The organism is Streptomyces sp. NPDC044719 (assembly GCF_056433405.1).
Genome location: NZ_JBWKHE010000001.1, coordinates 1,144,407 through 1,168,828 on the forward strand (window position 1 = coordinate 1,144,407; position 24,422 = coordinate 1,168,828).

Sequence of the window (24,422 nt, forward strand, 5' to 3'; positions counted from 1 at the left end):
TCGAATGAGGGGGCTTCCTCAGGTGAAGACGAGAAGGGTGACCGCCGGCGTTGCGTCGGTCCTGGCACTGTCGCTGGGTGCTGCCGCGTGCGGCGGCGGAGGTGACGACAACGACGGGGGAGGCAACGGCAAGAAGGACGCCGCGCTGAACTCGATCGTCAACGCGTCGAGCAAGAAGGGCGGGACGGTCACGTACGAGCACTCGGACGTGCCGGACTCCCTCGACCCGGGCAACACGTACTACGGCTGGGTCCAGAACTTCTCCCGCCTCTACGGCAGAACGCTCACCACGTTCAAACCGGCGGCGGGCAAGGAAGGCCTGGAGGTCGTGCCGGACCTCGCCGAGTCCCTCGGCAAGTCCAGCCCGGACGCCAAGACCTGGACGTACAAGCTGCGTACGGGTGTGAAGTTCCAGGACGGCACCCCGGTGACGTCCAAGGACGTCAAGTACGCCATCGAGCGCTCCAACTTCGCGCCCGAGGCCCTGTCCAACGGCCCGACCTACTTCAAGTCGTACTTGGAGGGCGGCGACAAGTACAAGGGCCCGTACAAGGACAAGTCCGCCGAGGGCATCAAGTCCATCGAGACGCCGGACGACCAGACGATCGTCTTCAAGCTGAAGCAGCCGTTCGCCGACTTCGACTACCTGGCGACGTTCTCGCAGACGGCGCCCGTGCCGCAGTCGAAGGACACCGGCGCGAAGTACGTGCAGAGCATCCAGTCCTCCGGCCCGTACCAGTTCCAGTCCTACGAGGAGGGCCGCAGCGCCACCCTCGTGCGCAACCCGCAGTGGGACGCGAAGACGGACCCGAACCGCAAGGCCCTGCCGGACAAGATCACGATCAAGTTCAAGGTCAACCCGGTCACGGTCGACAACAACCTGCTCTCCGACAAGATCACGGCTGACGCGGCCGGCACGGGTGTGCAGCCGCAGACCCAGCCGAAGGTGCTGCGCGGCAAGTACGCCAACCAGACGGACAGCTCGTACGCCGGCGCGACGCAGTACATCGCGCTGAACGTGAACGTGAAGCCGTTCGACAACGCCGACTGCCGCAAGGCCGTGCAGTGGGGCCTCGACAAGCAGTCGGTGCTCGACGCCATGGGTGGTTCGCCGAAGGGCGACGTGGCGACCACGCTGCTGCCGCCGTCGGTCAACGGCTACACCAAGTTCGACACCTACGCGAGCCCCGGTCACAAGGGCGACGTGGCCAAGGCCAAGGCTGCCCTGAAGGCCTGCGGCAAGCCGAACGGCTTCAACACGATCCTGACGGCCCGTTCCGACCGGCCCGCCGAGGTCGCGGCGGCGACCGCCGTCCAGGCGTCGCTGAAGAAGATCGGCATCAACATCGAGATCAAGCAGTTCCCCTCCGGCAAGTACTTCTCCAACTTCGCCGGTGTCCCGAGCTACGTCCACGACAACAAGCTCGGCATGCTCTCGATGGCGTGGGGCGCCGACTGGCCGACCGGCTACGGCTTCCTCGACCAGATCATCAACGGTGCGGCCATCAAGCCCTCGGGCGGCAACAACCTGATGGAGCTGGACGACCCGAAGATCAACAAGGCCCTGACGGACGCGATCGCCAACACCGACGACGCGGCCCGCACCAAGGCCTGGGGTGACATCGACAAGATGGTGCTCGACAACGCCTCGGTCGTCCCGCTGGTCTACCGCAAGAACCTGCTGCTCAGGCCGACGTCCGCGGCCAACGTCACGGTCACGCAGGCCTACCTCGGCATGTACGACTACCTGCTGATGAGCTCCACGAAGTAATCAGCGGGCCGGATCCTTTCGAAAGGCAGGTGAAGGCACCGGGTGGCCGCGGCGGATGACCCCGCCGCGGCCACCCGGGGCCGTACAGCTGTGGCTGCGTACATCCTCCGACGCGTCATGGGCGCGGTGCTGTTGCTGCTGGTGGTCAGCGCAGTCACCTTCGCCATCTTCTTCCTGGTGCCCCGCCTCGGGGGCCAGACGGCCGACCAGTTGGCCACCCAGTACGTCGGCAAGGACGCGAACCCCGAGTCCGTCGCCGCGATCAAGCAGAACCTCGGGCTGGACCAGCCGGTCTACGTCCAGTACTGGGAGTTCATCAAGGGCCTCGTGATCGGCGCCGACTACAAGTTCGGTCCCGACGCGACGCACTGCGGCGCACCCTGCTTCGGGTACTCCTTCAAGAGCCACATCGAGGTGTGGCCCCAGTTGGAGCAGCGGATTCCGGTCTCCTTCTCGCTGGCCGTCGGTGCGGCGGTGATCTGGCTCGTCTCCGGTGTGACCACCGGCGTGATCTCGGCCCTGCGCAAGGGCAAGCCGATCGACCGCTTCTCGATGTTCATCGCGCTCGCCGGCGTCTCGCTCCCGATCTTCTTCACCGGCCAGATCCTGCTCGCGCTCTTCGTCTACGAGATCCCCATCTGGGAGAGCATCGACTACGTCCCGTTCACCGAGAACCCGGCCGAATGGGCCTGGCACATGGTGCTTCCCTGGGTCAGCCTCGCCTTCCTCTTCTCCGCGCTCTACGCCAGGCTCACCCGGGCGGGCATGCTGGAGACGATGAGCGAGGACTACATCCGCACGGCCAGGGCCAAGGGCCTGAAGGAGACGACGGTCGTGGCCAAGCACGGCCTGCGCTCCGCGCTCACCCCGATCGTCACCATCTTCGGCATGGACTTCGGCACCCTCGTCGGCACCGCGGTGCTCACCGAGACCGTGTTCTCCCTGCAGGGCATCGGTGCCTACTCGGTCCAGGCCATCAAGGACAACGACCTGCCCATCGTGATGGGCGTGACCCTGGTCGCCGCGTTCTTCATCGTCTTCTGCAATCTGATCGTCGACCTGGTGTACGCCGCCATCGACCCCCGGGTGAGGTACTCGTGAGCAAGCTCGACAAAGCCGCGCTCGGCGAACCGGACTCCGTCGCCCCGTCCACCGCGGACGACGTGTTCCTGTCCGTACGGGATCTGCGCATCCACTTCGACACGGACGACGGTCTGGTCAAGTCGGTGGACGGCGTCAGCTTCGACGTGCGCAAGGGCAAGACCCTGGGCATCGTGGGCGAGTCCGGCTCCGGCAAGTCCGTCACCTCGCTCGGCGTGATGGGCCTGCACCGCTCGGCGCGTGCCAAGGTCTCCGGCGAGGTGTGGCTGGACGGCCAGGAGCTGATCGCGGCCGACCCCGACGAGGTGCGGCGGCTGCGCGGCCGGAAGATGGCCATGATCTTCCAGGACCCGCTGTCGGCGATGCACCCCTACTACACGGTGGGGCAGCAGATCGTCGAGGCGTACCGGGTCCACCACGACGTCAACAAGAAGGTCGCCAGGCAGCGGGCGGTCGAGATGCTCGACCGGGTCGGCATCCCCGAGCCCGCCAAGCGCGTCGACGGCTACCCGCACGAGTTCTCCGGCGGTATGCGCCAGCGCGCGATGATCGCCATGGCGCTGGTGAACAACCCCGAGCTGCTCATCGCCGACGAGCCGACCACCGCCCTGGACGTCACCGTGCAGGCGCAGATCCTCGATCTGATCCATGACCTGCAGAAGGAGTTCGGCTCCGCGGTCATCATGATCACCCACGACCTGGGCGTGGTCGCCGAGATGGCCGACGACCTGCTGGTCATGTACGGCGGCCGGTGTGTGGAGCGCGGTCCCGCCGAGGACGTGTTCTCCGAGCCCCGGCACCCCTACACCTGGGGCCTGCTCGGCTCGATGCCGCGTATGGACCGGGAGGAGACCGACCGGCTCATCCCGATCAAGGGCGCGCCGCCCTCCCTCATCAACCTCCCGTCCGGCTGCGCCTTCAACCCGCGCTGCCCGTACGCGGACATCCCGAAGGACAACGTCACCCGCACGGTCCGCCCCGAGCTGACCGAGGTCGGCGGCTCGCACTGGGCCGCCTGCCACATGACCCAGGAGCAGCGGGAGCGTATCTGGACCGAAGAGATTGCGCCGAAGCTGTGAGCGACGACAAAACGGCGAGCAAGCCGGAGCAGAGCGCAGGCACCCTCACCAAGGACACCACCGCCGACGGCGACGTCCTGCTGAAGGTGACCGGCCTGCAGAAGCACTTCCCGATCCGCAAGGGCCTGCTCCAGCGGCAGACCGGCGCGGTGCGCGCCGTCGACGGCATCGACTTCGAGGTCCGCAGGGGCGAGACGCTCGGTGTCGTGGGCGAGTCGGGCTGCGGCAAGTCCACGATGGGCCGGCTGATCACCCGGCTGCTCGAACCGACCGACGGCAGGGTCGAGTTCGAGGGCAAGGACATCACGCACCTCGGCACGAGCGATCTGCGCCCGATGCGCCGTGATGTGCAGATGATCTTCCAGGACCCGTACTCCTCGCTGAACCCCCGGCACACGATCGGCACGATCGTCGGCGCCCCCTTCAAGCTCCAGGGCGTCGAGCCCGAGGGCGGGGTGAAGAAGGAGGTCCAGCGGCTGCTGTCGGTGGTCGGCCTCAACCCCGAGCACTACAACCGCTATCCGCACGAGTTCTCCGGCGGCCAGCGCCAGCGCATCGGCATCGCCCGCGCGCTCGCGCTCAACCCCAAGCTGGTCGTGGCGGACGAGCCGGTCTCCGCGCTGGACGTGTCGATCCAGGCGCAGGTGGTGAACCTGCTGGACGACCTCCAGGAGGAACTGGGCCTGACGTACGTCATCATCGCGCACGACCTGTCGGTCGTCCGGCACGTCTCCGACCGGATCGCGGTGATGTACCTCGGCAAGATCGTCGAGCTGGCCGACCGCGACAAGCTGTACAAGTCGCCCATGCACCCGTACTCCAAGGCCCTGCTGTCGGCCGTGCCGATCCCGGACCCCAAGCGCCGGGGCGTCAAGAGCGAGCGCATCCTGCTCAAGGGCGACGTGCCCTCGCCGATCGCCCCGCCGACCGGCTGCCGCTTCCACACCCGGTGCTGGAAGGCGACCGAGATGTGCAAGACGACCGAGCCGCCGCTGGTGGAGCTGCGGGCCGGACAGCGCGTCGCCTGCCACCACCCGGAGAACTTCGAGGACCAGCAGCCGCAGGACACCAAGCTGCTCTCCTCGGCTCACAAAGCCGCCGCGGAGAACCCCACACCCGTCGTCGAGAAGTGACTCCGCCCGAGCCCCCGCCCCCTCACCCGGGGGCGGGGGCTCGGCCGTGGGTAAAAATGTTCGGGTGCTCCAGGAACTGTTCACCCCGTCCGTCCAGCATTCGCTCGAGCTGATCGGCATCTTCGTCTTCGCGATCTCCGGCGCCCTGCTGGCCGTCCGGAAGAACTTCGACGTGTTCGGCATCGCCGTCCTCGCCGAGGTCACCGCGCTGGGCGGCGGTCTCTTCCGTGACCTGGTCATCGGGGCCGTACCGCCCGCCGCCTTCACGGACCTGGGGTACTTCCTCACCCCGCTGCTCGCCACCCTCCTGGTGTTCTTCCTCCACCCCCATGTGGAACGCATCCAGGTCGCCGTGAACGTCTTCGACGCGGCCGGCCTCGGCCTGTTCTGCGTCGCCGGGACGACGAAGGCGTACGAGTACGGGCTCGGCCTGACCGCCTCCGCCTGCCTGGGCCTGGCCACGGCGGTGGGCGGGGGCGTGCTGCGGGACGTGCTCGCCAACGAGGTGCCTTCGCTGCTGCGCTGGGACCGCGACCTGTACGCGGTCCCGGCGATCGTCGGCGCCACGATGGTCGTGCTGTGCATCCGCTACGACGTCCTGTCCCCGCTGACCAGCGCGCTCGCGGTGATCACCGCCTTCGTCCTGCGGCTGCTGGCGATGCGATACCACTGGCGAGCTCCGCGGGCGTGGCACCGGCGGTCGACGGTGAGCGAGGAGGAGCAGCCCGTCCTGCCGTGACGGGCCGGCGGCCCGCCATCTCCGTGAGCCACTCGAACGCCGGGACCACCTGCGGCCGCCACAGCGCCATGGTGTGGCCGCCCGCGCTCCTCGGCACGAACACCACGTGCACGGTCGTCGGGGCCTTCGCGGCCTGTTCCAGCGCGACGGCCGCCTCGTAGCCGTCGTGCGGCTGGCCGGAGAGATAGAGCGCGATCCGCGGCGGGGCGGGCGCCTCGCGCAGCAGCAGGCAGGGGTTGTTCCCGGCACGCAGCGCCGGGCTCTGCGCGGCGAGCGAGTCGCGTTCGCCGATCGGGTCGTTGTAGCCGGACAGGCTGACGGCGGCCCGGAAGCGGTCGGGGTGGGCGACGGCGAGCTTGGCCGCGCAGTGCGCCCCCGCCGAGTAGCCGGCGACGGCCCAGCCCTGCGGGGCGGCCTCGGCGCGGAAGTTGTCCATGACCATCCTCGGCACATCGACGCTCAGCCAGGTGTCGGCGTTGACCGTGCCCGGGATGTTGGCACACCCGGTGTCCACCCCGGGCAGCAGGCTGGTGCGCGGGGCGGCCAGGATGAACGGGGCGATCTGCCCGTCGCGCATCAGTGGCAGCAGCTGCTCGTGCGCGTGCAGCGAGCCGAACCAGGCCTTCGCCGAGCCGGGATAGCCGGGCAGCAGCTCGACGACCGGGAACCGGTGATGCCGATAGGCCGGTTCGTCGTACTGCGGCGGCAGCCACACGTACACCTCGGCGTTCACGCCCGACACCCGGCCCCTGAGCTGGGTGACCCGCACCCCGCCGGCCGCGCGCATACCGGGCCCGGTGGCCGGCTCGAAGACCTGGCGCACCTTGGGCAGCCGCTTCAGGGCGAGGCCGCCGGTGCCGTCGGCGCCCAGATCGGCCGCCTGCTGCACATGGTCTGAGGTGCCGAGCAGATCGCCCCAGGTGTCGTACAGGCTGTTGGCGTTGTTGACCAGGGTGAAGACCAGGGCCACGGCCGTCCCCTGCGCGAACAGCAGCATCAGTGTCCGGGCCGCGGCGCGCAGGATCCGGGGCCCGCGCAGGCGCGACCAGAGGACCAGGGGCAGCACGAGGGCGACGACGGACAGCACGGCCAGCGTGCAGAGGAACGGGGTCCCGGTGAGGCTCATGCCCATACAGAGGACGAGGACTGCCCGCGGGTGTACGGACGAGTCGGACACTTACCGAGAAATTGCCCGGGTCTCACCCGGCGGGGGCGCCGGGAACGCCAAAAAGCTACCGCTTAGTAAGTAGTTCTTGTACTGTTCAGTCATGCCAGAAGCAGCCACCGCCCCGGCCGTCCGGGCCACGATCGGCGACAGCGAGTTCGACCGCGACACCGCGCTGACCCCGCGCGCACCCGGCGTCTACGACATCGACCTCTCCGCCGGCTGGACGATCATCAGCGCCGTCAACGGCGGCTACCTGCTGGCCGTCCTGGGTCGCGCGCTCGCGGACGCCCTGCCGCACGCCGACCCGTTCACCATCTCGGCGCACTACCTGACCGCGTCTCAGCCCGGCCCCGCGGTCGTCCGCACGGACGTCGTCCGCACCGGCCGCACCCTGTCGACCGGCCAGGCCTCCCTCTTCCAGTACGACGACGAGGGCCGCGAGGTCGAGCGCATCCGCGTCCTCGCCTCCTACGGCGACCTGGACGCCCTGCCCGACGACGTCCGTACGACGGCCGAGCCGCCCGCGATCCCGCCCATGGAGCACTGCTTCGGGCCCGAGGACGGGCCGGCGCCCGTCGACGGCAGCTCGGCCATCGCCGACCGCCTGATGCTCAAGCTCGACCCGTCGACGCTGGGCTGGGCCCTCGGGCAGCCGTCCGGCAAGGGCGAGATGCGCGCCTGGTTCGGGCTCGCGGACGGCCGCGACCACGACCCGCTCTCCCTGCTGCTCGCGGTGGACGCCCTGCCGCCCACCGCCTTCGAGATCGGGATCAAGGGCTGGGTCCCCACGGTCGAGCTGACCGTGCACGTCCGCTGCCGCCCCGCGCCGGGCCCCCTGCGCGTCTCGATCACCACGCGCAACCTGGCCGGCGGCTTCCTGGAGGAGGACGCCGAGGTCTGGGACAGCGCCGACCGGCTGGTCGCCCAGTCCCGTCAGCTCGCCCGGGTCAGGCTCGGGTCAACTACCCGGGCCTGAAAGTCCCGGGCTTGCTGCTCGGGTTCACCGATGGCTTCGGTGGCCGCGGCTGCGTCCAGCTCTCCCTCTCGATGTTGTCGCCGGTCAGGCGATGAGAGTGAGGGCAGGGGCCTGTGACTCGGCCCCGCGGACCCACGCGTACCAGCCGCGGTGGCTGATGTTGTGGGACGCGTTGTGGTCGGCGTGCTCAGCGAAGCCGCACGACCGGCAGATGAACAGGGCCTGGGAGGGCCGGTTGGCTTTCTCGATGTGATGACAGCGGGAGCATTCCCGGCTGGTATACGCCGGATCGACGTATACAACCGGGACCCCGGCGCGTTTGGCCTTGTAGGCGATGAACGCGTCGAGTTGGTGAAACGACCAGGAGTGCAGCGTGACGCGCTGGGGCTTTCTCAGCCGTGCCCGTTCACGGATGCCCGTCAATACTTCCAGGGCGATGCCGTGGCCGGTGCGTTGAGCCTCCACCACGATGCGCTTGCTGATCTTGTGGTTGATGTCGCGGGCCCGGCGTTTCTCCTTGCCCGCGTGCTTCTTCGCCCGCCGCTTGGCGGACTTGGTGTCCTTCTTCTGCAGCTTGGTGCGCAGTTTCCGGTCCGCTTCACGGCGCCGGTTCAGGCGGCGTCCGCTGTGTCGTTTGCCGGTGGAGGTGGTGGCGATGTTGACGATGCCCAGGTCCACCCCGACGAACCCCACCGGGTGTGCGTTCACCTCGGCCTCGGCGATGTCGCAGGTCACCAGCAGATACCACTGCCCGCCCCGGCACAGCAGATCGGACTCACCTTTGCGGTGCGCGGCAACCATCGCCAGCTGCCCCGGCTCGCCGGTGAACGCGACGTTCTTCATCCGCCCGGCCGTGGTCCAGACCGACACCGTGCGCTGCTTGTGCTGCCACGACAGCATCCGGTCGTCGTAAGGCTGCGCGGCGTCCGCGCGGAAGGTGACCGGCTTGCCGGCCGCCTTCTCATACCGCTTGGAGCCGGGCCTGCCGTAGTTACCGTTACGGAGGTTGGCGCGCAGCGTGGTGTAGGCGTCGCAGGTCTTCTTGATCGCGTGCTGGGCGGCCTGCGCACCCAGATTCCACCGGGTCTTGATCTGCTGATAGGTGTGCTTGCGCAGGGCCAGGGGTTTGGCCGCCTTCTCCTCGAAGGCGATATGGGCGGCCCACGTGGCGGCCTCGTTGCAGGCATGCAAGGTCGCCTCAAGTGCCGCCGCCTGTACGGGCGTCGGCAGGAGCTTGACCCGCACTACCAGCTTCATGGCCATGAACGTACACACCTGTACGGGCAGCCGCCGGGTGTTCCCATGCCCTCACCCGAACGAGCGACCAGCCCCCCCCGTCCCGGCCACAGCCAGCCGGCCGCTCCGCCGGGAAGTCACCTGGCCGCTTCGCGACCCTGTCGCCTCCGGCCCGATTCCGCGGTGCTCCGCACCGCCACCAGCAGATGCGATTCCTCCCGGGCGTGAACGCCCGGGGTTCCTCGCAAGAACACGCTGAACTCCGCCCTGCTGACAGGCAGGTCCCAGGGTGCGCAGAGGGTGGTCCTGGGTGGCGTTGGTTGAGTGCTCGCCTCAGGACTTCCTCATCTTCCCTGGAGCTGTCTCTCATGAAGCGTGCTCGTCTCCTCCCTGCCGTGGCCCTGCTGACGTTCTCGCCCCTCGCCCTGGTGGCCTGCGGCTCGGGCGACTCCTCGTCGTCCTCGAACAGCGGCGGCGGCTCCGGACAGCAGCAGGCCTGCCAGGCGCCGTCGGGGGCGCCTTCGGGTGCCCCTTCCGGGGCTCCGTCGGGCTTTCCTTCCGGTAAGCCCTCGGGGGCTGCCTCCGGGGCGCCTTCGGGCGCCGCTTCCGGGGGTGCCAAACCCTCGGGTGTGCCGTCCGGGGCGCCTTCGGGTGCGCCCAGTGGCGCGCCGGGCGGCGCTCAGGCCGGCGGCCAGGGCGGCCCCGGCGGCGGGCGGGGCGGCGGCTGCGGTGCTCCGGGCGGCGGTCAGGCCTCGGGCGGGCAGGGGCAGCAGACTCCGCAGGCGCAGAAGGAGCAGTAGGCGCAGGGGCGCAGGGGTGGGGGAGGGGACGGCCAGGGCCCTCCGGAATACGGCAGGGGCGGCGCGCTCGGCGAACGGGCGTGCCGCCCCGCTGCGTTGCGCGCCGGGTGTCAGTCCAGCCAGTGGTGGCGGCCGAGGCCGATCAGCCGCATCTGGCGGGTCGCCACCTGTGTGACGTGCCGAGTCCGCTCCGCACGCTCCTTCTCCGGGCCTTCCAGTGCCTCCAGGAAGAGCGACGCCGTGATCAGCATCTGGTCGACGTAGAGGTGCGCGAGCATCAGCAGGTCGTCCTCGGTCCAGCCCTCGGACACCGAGTCCTTGGCCAGCTCGTCCTTGACCTCTCGCGCGAAACGGGCCAGTTGCTCCCGTATCGCCTCCCGTACCGGCTGGACTCCGCCATGGCGTTCACGGGCGATGAACCGGACATGTGCGGGGTACCCGTCGACGTGACGGGCGATCAGCTCGATGGCGCGCGTGATGCGTTCCTCGTGGTCGCCGGTCGCGGACACCGTCGTCCGGATCATCGGGTGCAGGCTGCCCAGCGCCTCCTCGACCAGGGCCACGCCCAGATCCGCCGTGGAGCGGAAGTGCCGGTAGAAGGCCGTCGGGGCGACACCGACGGCGCGCGTGACCTCGCGCAGCCCGAGGCTGCTCAGGCTCTGCTCCTCCAGCAGCCCCAGGGCCGCGTCCAGGAGTGCCTGCCGGGTCTTCTGTTTCTGGGCCTGCCGGATGCCGAGGGTGTGACTCATACCATGCAGTTAACAACTGTTCTCTGGAATTGGAAAGTCATAGGAGGGGCTAGACTGGGAAGTCAGTGAACAACTGTAACCACAACCGTTCACCGAAACCCTGGGGGCTTTTCCCATGCTGTTCATCGTCGCCGCACTCCTGCTGCTGGGGGTCGTGCTGGGCACCGTGGCCCATGCGCCGCTCACCTTCTCCGTCGCCGCCGGCGTGGTCATCGCCGCCTGGCTCGGCATCTTCGCGATCCGCGAGCGCCACAGCCGCCGGCGCCACACGCAGGCCCACTGACCACCCGCCCCGCCGACCCGACTGGGAGTCGATCATCATGCAGCTCACCGCTCCGGCCACGCGCCGCACCGGTATCCGCGACACCGACGGCATGGCCGTCGCGTCCTTCGTCCTCGGCCTGCTCGGCCTGCTCGTCCTCAACCTCTTCCTCGGCCCGACCGCCATCGTGCTGGCGAGCGTCGCCCTGTGGCGCGGCACCGCGCGCCCCGGCCGCGCCTACCTCGGCCTGGGCCTGGGCATCGCCGACCTGCTGGTGCTGGCGGCGTTCATGCAGTTCGACAACTCGATCTCCTGGAGCTTCTGAGCCGCTGTCGGACGACCGTGCGCCGACACGGCGCGGCCGGGCCCGGGGACGACGGGCCGCAGCCGCGCGGGAAAGCGGTTCACGTTCGGCCAACCTTGCTCTGAGGCCCGTGGAACCAGAGCCGTAGAATCGGGCTCACCATGGCTTACCTCGACCACGCCGCGACCACCCCGATGCTTCCGGAGGCGGCAGAGGCGCTCACCGCGCACCTGGGTGCCACCGGCAACGCCTCCTCCCTCCACGCATCCGGCAGGCAGGCCCGCCGTACCGTCGAGGAGGCCCGCGAGACCCTCGCCGAAGCCCTCGGCGCCCGCCCCAGCGAGGTCGTCTTCACCTCGGGCGGCACGGAGGCCGACAACCTCGCCGTCAAGGGCCTGTACTGGTCACGCCGCGACGCCGACCCGGCCCGCACCCGCGTCCTCGCCAGCCCCGTCGAGCACCACGCCGTCCTCGACGCCGTCCACTGGCTCGGCGAACACGAGGGCGCCACCATCGAGTACCTGCCGGTCGACGCCCACGGCCGCGTCCACCCGGACGCCCTGCGCGAGGCGATCGCCCGCGACCCCGGCGACGTGGCCCTCGCCACCGTCATGTGGGCGAACAACGAGATCGGGACGATCCTGCCGATCCGCGAACTCGCCGACGTGGCCGCCGAGTTCGGCGTCCCCCTGCACTCGGACGCCGTCCAGGCCTTCGGCCAGATCCCCGTGGACTTCGCCGCCTCCGGCCTCGCCGCGATGACGGTGTCCGGCCACAAGATCGGCGGCCCCTACGGCATCGGCGCGCTGCTCCTCGGCCGCGAGCACGCCCCCGTACCGGTCCTGCACGGCGGTGGCCAGGAACGCCATGTGCGCTCCGGCACCCTCGACGTACCCGCCATCGCCTCCTTCGCGGTCGCCGGCCGGCTGGCCGCCGAGCAGCGCGAGTGGTTCGCCCGCGAGATCGGCGCCCTGCGCGACGCCCTGGTCACCGCCGTCCGCTCGGCCGTACCGGACGCGATCCTCGGCGGCGATCCCGCACCGGAGGGCCGCCTCCCCGCCAACGCGCACTTCACGTTCCCCGGCTGCGAGGGCGACTCCCTGCTGCTCCTGCTCGACGCGCAGGGCATCGAATGCTCCACGGGCTCCGCCTGCACCGCCGGCGTCGCCCAGCCCAGCCACGTCCTCCTCGCCACCGGCACCGACCCCGACCTCGCCCGCGGCACCCTCCGCTTCTCCCTCGGCCACACCTCCACCGAGTCCGACATCAAGGCCCTCGCGAAGGCCATAGGCCCAGCGGTGGAACGGGCACGGGCGGCGGGGCTGACCTGAGAGGAACCATGCAGCAGCACACGTACACCCTGGACCGCTGGGAGGATCGCTCGGGGCATCGGGTGTTCTGGACGTTCGGGTACCGGGGGACGGCAGGGCCGTTCGGGAAGATCGAGGTGATCTACCCGGCGCGGCGGCACGGCGACCGTCACGTCACCGAGGTCAAGGGGGACAACGTGCCCACCATCTCGTTCGACGGCTGGGCCTACGGACGAAAGCCCTCGCTCCTGTCGGCGCAGCTCAGCGTCGCCGGGGACGGCATCCGGCTCAAGCGCAACCGCTGGGCCCAGACCCGAGCCGGACGGGCGCTGCGGATGCAGGTCGCCGGGCGGGAGTACCGCTACCTCGCGACCAGCGCCCGGCACCGCGACCGGGCCCTGATCCGCAACGGTGTGGAGATCCGGACCCGGCGGCACGGCAGGGGCGCACGGAAGAAGGCCACGTTCACCGTCCTGGGTCCGGCCGACGCCACCGACCTCGCCCTGGCCGCGGTGATGTGCGGTGTCAACACCCGTAATCTCACTCGTGGTGGGGCCGTTCGCGCCTTCATCAGCAGGTCGTCGAACCTGCTGGACGTGTTCGTGGGGCCGGCCTGACGCCCTGGGGCGAGTGCCCGGGCCGGTATCCGGATCAAGCCCGCCCTGTTCGCGCCTCGCGCACCAGCCGCATGTACTTGTCCCAGTCCCAGTGCGGCCCCGGGTCCGTGTGGTCCGTGCCCGGGACCTCCACGTGGCCGATGATGTGTTCGCGGTCCACGGGGATGTCGTAGCGCGCGCAGATGCGGGCCGTGAGGCGGGCGGAGGCTTCGTACATCTCTTCCGTGAGGTCCTGCGGGCGGTCCACGAAGCCCTCGTGCTCGATGCCGACACTGCGTTCGTTGTAGTCGCGGTTGCCCGCGTGGTAGGCCACGTCCAGCTCGCGGATCATCTGCGTGACGTGCCCGTCCTGGCGGACGATGTAGTGCGTGGCCGCCTTGTGCCCCGGGTCCTGGAAGGCCTTCACCGCGCTGTCGAAGCTGCCCTGCGTGACATGGACGATCACCATGTCTATGCCGAAGTCGTCGGGGCGGTCCGCCCGGCGCCAGTTCGCCTCCGACGCCGCCACCCAGCGGGCATCCGTGTAGTCGACCTCGCCCGCCTTGCGCGGCTTCTCCACGCCCGGAGTCCGCCACCACAGCCGCGCGAGCTCGTCCCGGGCCAGCGCGCCCGTGCCCGCCGCTGCCGCCGCCCCGCCGATCAGCAGCGCGCGGCGCCCGACCTTCCGGTCGCCGTCCTTCGAAGCCTTCCGCTGTCCCATGTGATCGTCAACGGATACCCGCGAGCCCTGGTTCCCGCGCCCCTTTACCCTGGAGGGGTTATGACTGAAACCCCGCAGCGCTCCCGCCCGCTCCGCGTCCTGGCCGCCATGTCCGGCGGCGTCGACTCCGCCGTCGCCGCCGCCCGCGCGGCCGAGGCCGGCCACGACGTGACCGGCGTCCACCTCGCGCTCTCCGCCAACCCCCAATCCTTCCGGACGGGCGCGCGCGGCTGCTGCACCATCGAGGACTCGCGCGACGCCCGCCGCGCCGCGGACGTCATCGGCATCCCGTTCTACGTCTGGGACCTCGCCGACCGCTTCCGCGAGGACGTCGTCGAGGACTTCGTCGCCGAGTACGAGGCCGGCCGCACCCCCAACCCCTGCCTGCGCTGCAACGAGAAGATCAAGTTCGCCGCGCTCCTCGACAAGGCGCTCGCGCTGGGCTTCGACGCGGTGTGCACCGGCCACTACGCCAAGGTCGTCACGCTCGCCGACGGCACCCGTGAGCTGCACCGCGCCTCCGACATGGCCAAGGACCAGTCGTACGTCCTCGGCGTGCTCGACGACCGGCAGCTCGCCCACGCGCTCTTCCCCCTCGGCGACACGGTCACCACGAAGGACGAGATCCGCGCGGAGGCCGAGCGCCGCGACCTGGCGGTCGCCAAGAAGCCCGACTCGCACGACATCTGCTTCATCGCCGACGGCGACACCCAGGGCTTTCTGGCCAACCGGCTCGGCAGGTCCGAGGGCGACATCGTCGACGAGTCCGGCAACCGGATCGGCACGCACGAGGGCGCCTACGGCTTCACCATCGGCCAGCGCAAGGGCCTGCGCATCGGCACCCCGGCCCCCGACGGCAAGCCCCGCTACGTCCTCGACATCTCCCCGGTGGACAACACGGTCACGGTCGGCCCGGCCGCCGCGCTGGACGTCAGCGCCCTGACCGCGATCAAGCCGCGCTGGTGCGGCGCCGCCCCCACCGGCCCCGGCACCTACACGGCCCAGCTCCGCGCCCACGGCGGCGAGACCGAGGTGCGTGCCGAACTCGTCGACGGCTCCCTGGAGGTCACCTTCACCGAGCCGGTCCGCGGCGTCGCCCCCGGCCAGGCGATCGTGCTGTACGACGGCACGCGCGTGGTGGGCTCGGCGACGATCGCCTCGACGACCCGGGCGACGGCGGGCGTGGCCTAGACCGGGCCCGTGAAGTCCCGCCTGCCCCGCGACGCCTGGCACGCGCTCCCGGCCGGACCCGTCAGCCCTGCAGGAAGAACTCCGTCAGCACCGGCGCCAGCACGTTCGGCTCGACCATGTGCGTCTGGCCCTGGAGCGTGCGGTACGAACCCGTCGGGACCGAGTCCGCGATCGCCCGGGCCGCCTCGCGCAGCCAGGCGGGGCTCGCGTCGCCCGCGACCGCCAGGACGGGGACGCCCACCGCGGCCAGCCGGTCGCGGGGGACCCGGCCGTCGCGCATGACGGCGTCGTCGTAGGCGAGGCTCGCGGCGATCGACTCCATGCCGGCCCACATGGGGGACTGGCGGGCCCCCTGGATCACCCCCTCGGCCAGGCCGGTCAGCCGCAGGAACAGCTCGACCGCGTCCCCGCGCCGTCCCTCGCCGAGCGCCTCCGTCAGCCGCCGGGTGTACTCCGCGCGCTCCTCGGCGCCCTCCTCGGACATCGCGAACGGTGTCTCGTACACCGCGACACGGCGCACCGGCAGTCCGCTCGCCGCCGCCTCCAGGGCCAGCGCCCCGCCCGACGAGATGCCGTACAGGAGCGCCTCGCCGCCCACCGCCTCGATGACCGCCGCCAGGTCCTCGAGCTCACGCTCCACGGCGTACGGCGCGGTGTCCCCGCTGGCACCGCGGCCCCGCCGGTCGTACACCACGGCCTGGAAGCGCTCCGAGAGCGACACGGCCAGCGGCGCCAGGGTGCCGCCCGTCGACATCGCGCCGCTCACCAGGACGACCGCGGGGCCCTGTCCGGTGCCCTCGTAGGCGATGCGGGTGCCGTCGCGCGAAAGGATCTTCTTGTCCATGCTCACGCAGACTGCCGCACGGCAGGGTTTTCATCGGTGAGGCGGGCCGTGCGTCAGCCGATCACATCACTTCGACCTCGTAGAAGCACAGGTGGTCCTTGATCTCCGCGACGTCCGGCTCGGGGTCCGGATACGCCCACACGAGGTCCGCCGCGCCCGGCAGCGACCAGTAGGAGGCGTCGCCCTTGAAGGGGCAGTGCGTCCGGGTGCCGGACGGTGTGAGCAGGTCCAGGCGTACGTCCTCGGCCGGGATGTAGTACCGCTCGGGACAGCCCGTCTCGCGCAGGACCAGCGACCGGTCACTCTCCGCCAGAATCTGTCCGCCGTGCACCACGCGCACGTGCCGCCCGCTCGGTTCGACGGTGATGCGGTGCCCTCTGGTCACGATCGCCCTCCTTGGGTAGCCGAGTCCCTCGATACAGCGCACGCTGTAGCGGAGTTCTTCCCTCGCCGCAGGAGGCTTCCATGCGAGCAGCAGAACCGGCCGGAAACCGCAGCACCCTGGCCCACCAGGTCAGGTATGCCCTGCGCCACCCGGGGCGGGTACCGGCGCACGCCCGGCGCGCGGCGCGGGACGCCTGGCTGCGGCTGCGCTACCGCGACCATATTTCCTACTACCGCGCCGTCATGGCCTCCGACGCCGCCCGCAGCGCGGAGGCGGCGGTCGGGCACAACCCCTCCCGCGAGGCGTGGACGCGGATCGGGCGCATGCAGTTCGACTACCTGGTGGGGCACGGCCTCCAGCCGCAGCACCGGATGCTGGAGATCGGCTGCGGCAATCTGCGCGCCGGACGCCTGTTCATCGACCACCTCGAGGCGGGCCACTACTACGGCATCGACATCTCGCCGCACATCCTGCTCGCCGCCCAGGACACCCTGGTGTCCGAGGGCCTCCAGTCCAAAATGCCCTACCTGGCGCTCGCCGACGACCTCACCTTCGCCTTCCTGCCCGACGCGCACTTCGACGTCGTGCACGCGCACAGCGTCTTCTCGCACTCGCCTCCGCACGTCATAGAGGAGTGCTTCGCCCACGTCGGCCGGATCCTCGCGCCCGGCGGCTTCTTCGACTTCACGTTCGACCGCACCGAGGGCGTGGAGCACCAGGTGCTCCACGAGGACTTCTACTACCGGACCCGGACGCTGACCGAACTCGCCGCGAAGCACGGCCTGAACGCCCGGTTCATGGACGACTGGGAGGAACTCCCGCACCGGCAGTCCAAAATGCGGGTCACCACGGCGCCCGACCGTGCCCGTACGGTGGGCTCATGAACATCTGTGTCTTCCTCTCCGCCGCCGACCTCGACGAGCGCTACACCCGGCCCGCGCGGGAGTTCGCCACCCTGCTGGGCAAGGGCGGACACACCCTCGTGTGGGGCGGCTCGGACGTCGGCCTCATGAAGGTGGTCGCCGACGGGGTGCAGGAGGCGGGCGGCCGGCTCACCGGCGTCTCCGTGAAATTCCTCTCGGCGAAGGCCCGCCCGGGCGTCGACGAGATGGTCGTCGCCGAGGACCTCGCCGAACGCAAGAAGCTCCTCCTGGAGAAGGCCGACGCCGTGGTCATCATGGTGGGCGGCACGGGCACCCTCGACGAGGCGACCGAGATCCTGGAACTGAAGAAGCACGGCCACACGGACAAGCCGGTCGTGCTCCTCAACACCGCCGGCTTCTACGACGGTCTGAAGGAGCAGTTCCGCCGCATGGAGGACGAGGGCTTCCTCCCCCGCCCGCTCACCGACCTGGTGTTCTTCGCGGAGGAGCCGGTGGGTGCCCTGGCCTACCTGGAGGAGAGCCGCGGCATCGAGTGACCGAGGCCCCTGACCCTGATGCGAGCATGGCGGGCATGGCTACTCATGTGATCACCGGAGCGGGCTCCGGCATCGGCGCGGCCGTGGCCCGCCGGCTGCACGCGCGCGGGGACGAACTCGTGCTGCACGCGCGCGACGCGGGCCGGGCGAAGGAGCTGGCGGCCGAGTTCCCGGGGGCGCGGACCCTCGTCGGCGACCTGGCCGACCCCGACAAGCTCTCCTGGGCCTTCTCCCACCAGTCGCTGCCCGAAAGCGTGGACTCGCTGCTGAACATCGCCGGGGTGGTCGACCTCGGCCCGGTCGGCGAGCTCACCCCGAAGACCTGGCGCCACCAGCTCAACGTCAACCTCGTCGCCCCCGCCGAGCTGACCCGCCACTTCCTGCCCCAGCTGCGCGTCGCGCGCGGCCACGTGGTCTTCGTCAACTCCGGCGCAGGCCTCAACGCCCACGCCGGCTGGTCCGCGTACGCCGCCTCCAAGCACGGCCTGAAGGCCCTCGCCGACTCCCTGCGCCACGAGGAGCACGCGGCCGGCGTCCGCGTCACCTCGGTCTACCCCGGCCGCACGGCCGGCCCCATGCAGGCCAAGGTGCACCAGCAGGAGGGCAAGGAGTACGACGCCTCCCGGTGGATCGACCCCGAGTCGGTGGCGACGACGATCCTGATGGCCCTGGATCTGCCGAGGGACGCCGAGGTCAACGACCTGACGGTGCGGCCGGGGAACTGACCCCGGCGGAGCCGCTGCGTAGGCTTCTCCGGTGAGTGAAAACAGCCAGTTCAGGTTCGGCGCCGCCACCGGTGTGGGGTCCATGCCGGGCGGCGACGCCCGAGAAGCCGCCAAAACCGTCACCGGAACCTTCGAGGACTTCCCTTTCCTGCCCGAACTGCCCGCCAGGGGGCCAGGCGCGGACATGATCGGGCGGACCGCCGGACTGCTCGTCGAGCTGTACGCGCGCGTGGAGCCCAGCGGCTGGCGCCTCGGGGACCGGCCCGGCCGGGACACCAAACGGGCCCGCTCCTGGCTCGGCGAGGACCTCGACGCGCTGGAGGAGTTCACACAGGAGTACGAGGGGCCGCTGAAGGTCCAGGCCGTCGGGCCCTGGACCCTCGCCGCCAACCTGGAGCTGCGCAACGGCGAGGCCGCCCTCTCCGATCCCGGAGCCTGCCGCGACCTCGCCGCCTCCCTCGCCGAGGGGCTGCGCCTGCATCTCGCGGAGGTACAGCGGCGGATCCCCGGCGCGCAGCTCGTGCTCCAGTTCGACGAGCCGTCCCTCACCGCTGTGCTGCGCGGCCAGGTGAAGACCGCCAGCGGCTACCGCACCCACCGGGCCGTCGACCGGCAGATCGTCGAGGCCACGCTCCGCGACGCCGTCGGGGTGCACGCCGACGGGCCGGTCGTGGTCCACTCCTGCGCACCGGACGTCCCGTTCGCCCTGCTCCGCCGGGCGGGCGCGGCGGCCGTCTCCTTCGACTTCTCCCTGCTCACCGAGCGTGACGACGAGGCGATCGGCGAGGCGGTGGAGGCCGGCACCCGGCTCTTCACCGGTGTCGTCCCCGGCGCGGAGGGCCCATTGTCAGACCCTGCCGGTAGCGTCATGGGTGTCAGGACGCTGTGGCGCAGGCTGGGGCTGTCACCGGGGCTTCTCGCGGAGGCGGTCACAGTCACCCCGGCGTGCGGACTCGCAGGGGCCTCCCCGGGGTACGCGCGCACGGCTCTCGCGCACTGCGTCAGGGCGGCGAGATCTCTCGCGGACAACCCAGAGTAACGGGAGGACGACACGGTGGCCGGGGACAAGCAAGCGGAGACGACGACGGTGCCCGCCGAGGCACGGGAGAAGCACGCGCGCCTCGCTGAGCAGATCGAGGAGCACCGCTTCCGGTACTACGTGAAGGACGCTCCCGTCGTCAGCGACGCGGAGTTCGACCAGCTGCTGCGTTCCCTGGAGGCGATGGAGGAGGAGCATCCGGAGCTGCGCACCCCGGACTCGCCGACCCAGAAGGTCTCCGGGTCGTACGAGACGGAGTTCACGGCCGTCGAGCACCGTCAGCGCATGCTCTCCCTCGACAACACGTTCAACGACGAGGAGATGGCCGCCTGGACGGAGCGCATCGCCAGGGAACTGGGCGAGCAGGACTACCACTTCCTGTGCGAGCTGAAGGTCGACGGCCTCGCCGTGAACCTCACCTACGAGCACGGCCGGCTCACCCGCGCGGCGACCCGCGGTGACGGCCGCACCGGCGAGGACATCACGCCGAACGTCCGGACGATCGCCGAGATCCCCGAGCGCCTCAAGGGCGACTCCGTTCCCGACCTCGTGGAGATCCGCGGCGAGGTCTACTTCCCGATGGAGAAGTTCCAGGAGCTCAACGCCCGACTGGTCGAGGCCGGCGACAAGCCCTTCGCCAACCCGCGCAACGCGGCGGCCGGTTCACTGCGCCAGAAGGACCCGCGCGTCACCGCCACCCGCCCCCTGCACATGGTGGTCCACGGCATCGGCGCCCTGGAGGGCTTCACCGGCCTGACCCGCCTCTCCGAGGCCTACGGCCTGCTGAAGACCTGGGGCCTGCCCACTTCCGGCCACAACCGGGTGGTCGACGGCCTCGACGGCATCCGGGAGTTCATCGCGTACTTCGGCGAGAACCGCCACTCCGTGGAGTGGGAGATCGACGGCGTCGTCGTCAAGCTCGACCAGATCCCGCTCCAGGGCCGCCTCGGCTCCACCTCGCGCGCGCCGCGCTGGGCCATCGCGTACAAGTACGCGCCCGAGGAGGTCAACACCAAGCTCGTCAACATCCGCGTGGGCGTGGGCCGCACGGGCCGGGTCACGCCGTACGCCCAGGTCGAACCGGTCACGGTCGCCGGCTCCGAGGTCGAGTTCGCCACGCTGCACAACCAGGACGTCGTCAAGGCCAAGGGCGTCCTCATCGGCGACACCGTGGTGCTGCGCAAGGCCGGTGACGTCATCCCCGAGATCCTCGGGCCGGTCGCCGACCTGCGCGACGGCAGCGAGCGCGAGTTCGTGATGCCGAGCGAGTGCCCCGAGTGCGGTACGGCGCTGCGGCCGATGAAGGAGGGCGACGTCGACCTGCGCTGCCCGAACGCCCGCAGCTGCCCGGCCCAGTTGCGCGAGCGCCTGTTCTATCTCGCGGGCCGCAAGGCGCTGGACATCGAGCACTTCGGCTATGTGGCGGCGGCGGCCCTCACCGCGCCGCTGGAGCCGAAGGACCCGCCGCTCGTCGACGAGGGCGACCTGTTCGACCTCACCATCGACCAGTTGCTCCCCATCAAGGCGTACGTCCTCGACTCGGACAGCGGCCTGCCCAAGCGGGACCCGAAGACCGGCGAGGAGAAGGTCGCCACGATCTTCGCGAACCAGGAGGGCAACCCCCGCAAGAACGCGCTCGCCATGCTGGAGAACATCGCGGCGGCCAAGCAGCGGCCGCTCGCCCGCATCCTCACCAGCCTGTCGATCCGTCACGTCGGGCCCGTCGCGGCCGAGGCGCTGGCCAGGGAATTCCGCTCGATCGAGCGGATCGACCAGGCCACGGAGGAGGAACTGGCGGTCACCGAGGGCGTCGGTCCGACCATCGCCGCCTCCCTCAAGCAGTGGTTCGCCGAGGACTGGCACCGCGAGATCATCCGTAAGTGGAAGGCCGCCGGCGTCCGCATGGAGGAGGAGAGCACCGGCGAGGACGAGGGGCCGCGCCCGCTCGAAGGGCTCACCGTCGTCGTCACCGGCACCCTCGAACACTTCACGCGGGACGGCGCCAAGGAGGCGCTGCAGAGCCGCGGAGCGAAGGTGACCGGCTCGGTTTCCAAGAAGACGTCATTCGTCGTTGTGGGTGACAGTCCCGGTTCGAAATACGACAAGGCGATGCAGCTGAAGGTGCCGGTCCTGAACGAGGAGGGTTTCGGCGTCCTGCTGGAGCAGGGACCGGACGCGGCGGCCGAAGTCGCGCTTTCGGCCGAGGAGTAGCGGTTGAAGGCCACCCGTTCAGCGCATATCAGATGCATACGGGTGGCCGGGGCGCATTCGGGCAACCGTCCGCGACCGCTGCCCGTGGAAGCCTTCTGCGGCCTACTGTTGAGGATGTGCGCCTGCCGTGCCCAGCTGCGGTCGGGGCATCTTCGTGCTCGCACAGAGCGCGGGGAAGGGTTTTCCAGCGCGGGCCGTTGAGGGTTGTCGGGCACCGGGCCGCGGGGCGTGGGCACCGCCGGCTGTGAGAGGGACGGGAATGGAACCGACCGAGAGCGCCGTGCCGGGCGCACGGCTGCGCCTGCGCCGCATGGCGGTCGCATGGCGTGCGGTCCGCGGGGTCGGACGGCCGGCGGTGCGTCCGGGTGCGGAGGTGCGCGCCGTCGGACGGTACACCGCGGACGGGCGGGCCGTCGGGGGGCGCGCCGCGGCGGATGGCCGCGGCGCCCCGCAGTCGGCTACCGAGCACACCCCCGGACTGACCGGCGAGGACGCGGACGGCGAACGGCACCACTCCTGGCCCGCGCTGCCCGCCGCGATCGTCGCGGCGGCCGCGTTCGTCCTGGGCGCCGGCTTCTACCGCGCCTTCACCGGCGGCCATGCCCTGTTCCCGTCCGGCACACCCGGCTGGGCGCTGGCCGTCCTGACCGGCATCATCGTCGGCCACCTCGTCATGCTCGGCCGCTCCCGCTGGTGGGGCGGCACCGGCTCGGGCGCCGCCCTCACCCTCGCCGTGCTGCTGCTCTACGGCTGGGTACCGGCCGGCATGGTCAGCCTCACGGTCGTCGTGCTGGTCGGCGTGGCCCGCCGCAACCGCTGGCGCCAGGGCGTGCTGCACGGGGCGGTCGATCTCCTCGGCATCGGCGCCGGCGCCCTGGTGCTCGCCGTGTCCGGAACCGTGCCGTCCGTCGAGTCGCCCGCGCGGCCCGCCGCCTGGACGCTCGCCACCGCACCCCAGGTGGTCCTGGTCGCCGCCGCCTATCTGATGGTCACCCGCGTCCTGCTCTGGTATCTGCACGCCCCGCGCCCAGGGCTGCCCACCGTCGCCCGCACCGCCCTGGTCAGACAAGGCCTGGTCGCGGTCGCGCTGCTGGGAATCGCGCCGCTGGTCTGCGTGGTGGCCGTGGCCAAGCCCATCCTGCTGCCCCTGTTCTCCATCCCCCTCATCGCCCTGGACTCCACCCTGTGGATAGCCCGGGCCCGGGCCGAGGAACAGCTGCGCGACCCGCTGACCGGTCTGCCCAACCGGCAGTGGCTGCTGGAGCGCATCTGGACCGCGCTGGACGACGCCGAGCGGATCGACGCCCGCGCCGCCCTGATGCTGATCGATCTCGACCGGTTCCGGTCGGTCAACGACACGCTGGGGCATCTCGCCGGTGACCGGCTGCTGCTGCAGATCGCCGACCGGCTGCGGGTGGCGCTGCCGCGCGGGGCGGAGGCCGCCCGGCTCGGCGGGGACGAATTCGCCGTCTTACTGCCGGTCGCCGACTCCACGACGTCCGCGACCCAGGTCGCCCGCAGCCTGGTCACCGCGCTCAGCTCCCCCCTCGACCTCGACGGCCTCACCCTCGTCCTGGAGGCCAGCGCCGGAGTCGCCGTCTTCCCCGACCACGCCCTGGACGCCGAGGGGCTGCTGCGGCGGGCGGACGTGGCGATGTACCAGGCGAAGCGGGACCGTACGGGCGTGGAGGTCTACGAGTCCAAGCGCGACTCGAACACCCCCGACCGGCTCGGTCTGCTGGGCGATCTGCGCCGCGCCCTCGAAGCCAATGAAGTGCATCTGCACTACCAGCCGAAGGTCCGTTTCGACGGACAGGTCGTGGGCCTGGAGGCGCTGGTCCGCTGGGTGCACCCGGAGCGGGGCAAGGTGCCTCCGGACGAGTTCATAGCGATCGCCGAGTCCTCGGGCCTGATGCCCCACCTCACCGAATACGTCCTGGAGGCCGCGCTCGGCCAGGTCGCGCGCTGGCGGTCCCAGGACCTGTTCGTACCCGTCGCGGTGAACGTCTCCCCGCGTGATGTGCACACCCCCGGCTTCGCGGGCTCCGTCGCCGCCCGGCTGGCCCGGCACGGCGTCCCCGCGGGAGCGCTCCAACTGGAGATAACGGAGCACGTCCTCCTGGAGGACCCGCAGCGCGCCGCCGACACCCTCAACGCCCTGACCGGGCACGGCGTCAAGATGTCCCTGGACGACTTCGGCACGGGGTACTCCTCGCTCGTGCACCTGCGCCGGCTCCCGGTCAGCGAACTGAAGATCGACCGCTCGTTCGTGGCCCGGCTCGCGGTCGACACCGAGGACGCGGAGATCGTGCGCTGCACGGTCGACCTCGCGCACTCCCTCGGCCTGCTCGTCGTCGCCGAGGGCGTCGAGGACGACGAGACCTGGGAGCGCCTGCGCGACCTCGGCTGCGACGCCGTCCAGGGCTGGCTGGTCGCCGCCGCGATGCCCCCCGAGGAGACCACGGCCTGGCTCCGCGCCCGGGGCTCCCGCGGCTGGCAGCGACCCCGGGCCGCACTCCCGGCGGCGACGGCGGACGACTCGGGGCGGGTCGGCTAGGCCGGCTGGTCACCCGATCCTGCAGCGCTCTGGCGGAGCCCGGGCGCGAAGGCCCGCCAAACCGTTTCACAGGCATGGCCCCCGGCCCCATAGGATTAGGCCAAA

Annotated in this window: 24 protein-coding genes; 18 read left to right on the plus strand and 6 right to left on the minus strand. The window is 70.8% G+C overall.

What is annotated here, in order from left to right; genetic code table 11:
* The first annotated feature begins 4 nt into the window (after window positions 1–4).
* From AC07DF_RS05345 to AC07DF_RS05365, 5 genes are all read left to right on the plus strand, one after another.
* Window positions 5–1,771 (plus strand): ABC transporter substrate-binding protein, encoded by a 1,767-nt coding sequence (locus tag AC07DF_RS05345; RefSeq protein WP_478967081.1) that lies wholly within the window; start codon window positions 5–7, stop codon window positions 1,769–1,771.
* A gap of 90 nt (window positions 1,772–1,861) precedes the next feature.
* The gene (locus AC07DF_RS05350; protein ID WP_478967083.1) at window positions 1,862–2,872 is read left to right on the plus strand and encodes an ABC transporter permease; all 1,011 of its coding nucleotides are present in this window, start codon (window positions 1,862–1,864) and stop codon (window positions 2,870–2,872) included.
* Complete coding sequence (locus AC07DF_RS05355) at window positions 2,869–3,951, plus strand: ABC transporter ATP-binding protein (RefSeq protein WP_478967085.1); 1,083 nt, start codon at window positions 2,869–2,871, stop codon at window positions 3,949–3,951. Before AC07DF_RS05350 ends, AC07DF_RS05355 begins: the two co-directional genes overlap by 4 nt.
* Window positions 3,948–5,084, plus strand: a complete 1,137-nt coding sequence (locus AC07DF_RS05360) for an ABC transporter ATP-binding protein (RefSeq protein WP_478967087.1) — start codon at window positions 3,948–3,950, stop codon at window positions 5,082–5,084. The genes AC07DF_RS05355 and AC07DF_RS05360 overlap by 4 nt, the downstream gene beginning before the upstream one ends.
* A 64-nt stretch (window positions 5,085–5,148) precedes the next feature.
* A complete protein-coding gene (locus AC07DF_RS05365) occupies window positions 5,149–5,823 on the plus strand; it encodes a trimeric intracellular cation channel family protein (RefSeq protein WP_478967089.1) in 675 nt (224 codons plus the stop codon).
* Here AC07DF_RS05365 and AC07DF_RS05370 read toward each other — a convergent pair.
* Window positions 5,714–6,949, minus strand: a complete 1,236-nt coding sequence (locus AC07DF_RS05370) for an alpha/beta hydrolase (protein ID WP_478967091.1) — start codon at window positions 6,947–6,949, stop codon at window positions 5,714–5,716. The two genes, AC07DF_RS05365 and AC07DF_RS05370, sit on opposite strands and share 110 nt — an antisense overlap.
* A gap of 142 nt (window positions 6,950–7,091) precedes the next feature.
* Between AC07DF_RS05370 and AC07DF_RS05375 the strand changes: the two genes are divergently transcribed.
* Window positions 7,092–7,967: a thioesterase family protein gene (locus tag AC07DF_RS05375; RefSeq protein ID WP_478967094.1), complete on the plus strand. Its 876-nt coding sequence runs from the start codon at window positions 7,092–7,094 to the stop codon at window positions 7,965–7,967.
* Between the two features lie 84 nt (window positions 7,968–8,051).
* Here AC07DF_RS05375 and AC07DF_RS05380 read toward each other — a convergent pair whose 3' ends face one another.
* Window positions 8,052–9,224: an RNA-guided endonuclease InsQ/TnpB family protein gene (locus tag AC07DF_RS05380; RefSeq protein ID WP_478967096.1), complete on the minus strand. Its 1,173-nt coding sequence runs from the start codon at window positions 9,222–9,224 to the stop codon at window positions 8,052–8,054.
* 347 nt (window positions 9,225–9,571) lie between these two features.
* Here AC07DF_RS05380 and AC07DF_RS05385 point away from each other — a divergent pair, with 347 nt between their 5' ends.
* Window positions 9,572–10,003: a hypothetical protein gene (locus tag AC07DF_RS05385; protein ID WP_478967098.1), complete on the plus strand. Its 432-nt coding sequence runs from the start codon at window positions 9,572–9,574 to the stop codon at window positions 10,001–10,003.
* 110 nt (window positions 10,004–10,113) lie between these two features.
* Here the strand turns inward: AC07DF_RS05385 and AC07DF_RS05390 are convergent, their stop codons facing one another.
* The gene (locus tag AC07DF_RS05390) at window positions 10,114–10,752 is read right to left on the minus strand and encodes a TetR family transcriptional regulator (protein WP_432966758.1); all 639 of its coding nucleotides are present in this window, start codon (window positions 10,750–10,752) and stop codon (window positions 10,114–10,116) included.
* Between the two features lie 115 nt (window positions 10,753–10,867).
* On the opposite strand from AC07DF_RS05390, the gene AC07DF_RS05395 reads away from it, so the two are divergent.
* From AC07DF_RS05395 to AC07DF_RS05410, 4 genes are all read left to right on the plus strand, one after another.
* Window positions 10,868–11,035 carry a hypothetical protein gene (locus AC07DF_RS05395; protein WP_184598666.1) on the plus strand — a complete coding sequence of 56 codons (168 nt, stop codon included), beginning with the start codon at window positions 10,868–10,870 and terminating at the stop codon, window positions 11,033–11,035.
* 37 nt (window positions 11,036–11,072) lie between these two features.
* Entirely contained in the window at window positions 11,073–11,339 is a 267-nt protein-coding gene (locus AC07DF_RS05400) for a DUF4190 domain-containing protein (protein WP_478967100.1), read from the plus strand.
* 140 nt (window positions 11,340–11,479) lie between these two features.
* Entirely contained in the window at window positions 11,480–12,649 is a 1,170-nt protein-coding gene (locus tag AC07DF_RS05405; protein WP_478967102.1) for a cysteine desulfurase family protein, read from the plus strand.
* An 8-nt stretch (window positions 12,650–12,657) separates the two neighbouring features.
* Window positions 12,658–13,245 carry a hypothetical protein gene (locus AC07DF_RS05410; protein ID WP_478967104.1) on the plus strand — a complete coding sequence of 196 codons (588 nt, stop codon included), beginning with the start codon at window positions 12,658–12,660 and terminating at the stop codon, window positions 13,243–13,245.
* Between the two features lie 34 nt (window positions 13,246–13,279).
* Here the strand turns inward: AC07DF_RS05410 and AC07DF_RS05415 are convergent, their stop codons facing one another.
* Complete coding sequence (locus tag AC07DF_RS05415; RefSeq protein WP_478967106.1) at window positions 13,280–13,945, minus strand: N-acetylmuramoyl-L-alanine amidase; 666 nt, start codon at window positions 13,943–13,945, stop codon at window positions 13,280–13,282.
* A gap of 60 nt (window positions 13,946–14,005) precedes the next feature.
* Here AC07DF_RS05415 and mnmA point away from each other — a divergent pair, with 60 nt between their 5' ends.
* Entirely contained in the window at window positions 14,006–15,136 is a 1,131-nt protein-coding gene (gene mnmA / locus AC07DF_RS05420; RefSeq protein WP_454362887.1) for a tRNA 2-thiouridine(34) synthase MnmA, read from the plus strand.
* Window positions 15,137–15,197: 61 nt separating this feature from the next.
* Here the strand turns inward: mnmA and AC07DF_RS05425 are convergent, their stop codons facing one another.
* Together AC07DF_RS05425 and AC07DF_RS05430 are read right to left on the minus strand one after the other, a co-directional pair.
* On the minus strand, window positions 15,198–15,980 hold the full coding sequence (locus AC07DF_RS05425; RefSeq protein WP_478967108.1) for an alpha/beta fold hydrolase: 783 nt from the start codon (window positions 15,978–15,980) through the stop codon (window positions 15,198–15,200).
* A gap of 61 nt (window positions 15,981–16,041) precedes the next feature.
* The gene (locus tag AC07DF_RS05430) at window positions 16,042–16,365 is read right to left on the minus strand and encodes a DUF427 domain-containing protein (RefSeq protein WP_478967110.1); all 324 of its coding nucleotides are present in this window, start codon (window positions 16,363–16,365) and stop codon (window positions 16,042–16,044) included.
* 80 nt (window positions 16,366–16,445) lie between these two features.
* Here AC07DF_RS05430 and AC07DF_RS05435 point away from each other — a divergent pair, with 80 nt between their 5' ends.
* The 6 genes from AC07DF_RS05435 (at window position 16,446) to AC07DF_RS05460 (ending at window position 24,317) form a co-directional block, all read left to right on the plus strand.
* Window positions 16,446–17,249 (plus strand): class I SAM-dependent methyltransferase, encoded by an 804-nt coding sequence (locus tag AC07DF_RS05435; RefSeq protein ID WP_478967112.1) that lies wholly within the window; start codon window positions 16,446–16,448, stop codon window positions 17,247–17,249.
* A complete protein-coding gene (locus AC07DF_RS05440; RefSeq protein WP_478967114.1) occupies window positions 17,246–17,785 on the plus strand; it encodes an LOG family protein in 540 nt (179 codons plus the stop codon). The genes AC07DF_RS05435 and AC07DF_RS05440 overlap by 4 nt, the downstream gene beginning before the upstream one ends.
* A gap of 26 nt (window positions 17,786–17,811) precedes the next feature.
* Complete coding sequence (locus AC07DF_RS05445; RefSeq protein WP_478967116.1) at window positions 17,812–18,510, plus strand: SDR family oxidoreductase; 699 nt, start codon at window positions 17,812–17,814, stop codon at window positions 18,508–18,510.
* A gap of 31 nt (window positions 18,511–18,541) precedes the next feature.
* Window positions 18,542–19,549 carry a methionine synthase gene (locus AC07DF_RS05450; RefSeq protein WP_478967118.1) on the plus strand — a complete coding sequence of 336 codons (1,008 nt, stop codon included), beginning with the start codon at window positions 18,542–18,544 and terminating at the stop codon, window positions 19,547–19,549.
* A 15-nt stretch (window positions 19,550–19,564) separates the two neighbouring features.
* Entirely contained in the window at window positions 19,565–21,760 is a 2,196-nt protein-coding gene (gene ligA / locus AC07DF_RS05455) for an NAD-dependent DNA ligase LigA (protein ID WP_478967120.1), read from the plus strand.
* 259 nt (window positions 21,761–22,019) lie between these two features.
* Window positions 22,020–24,317: a putative bifunctional diguanylate cyclase/phosphodiesterase gene (locus AC07DF_RS05460; RefSeq protein WP_478967122.1), complete on the plus strand. Its 2,298-nt coding sequence runs from the start codon at window positions 22,020–22,022 to the stop codon at window positions 24,315–24,317.
* The last annotated feature ends 105 nt before the right edge of the window (window positions 24,318–24,422 follow it).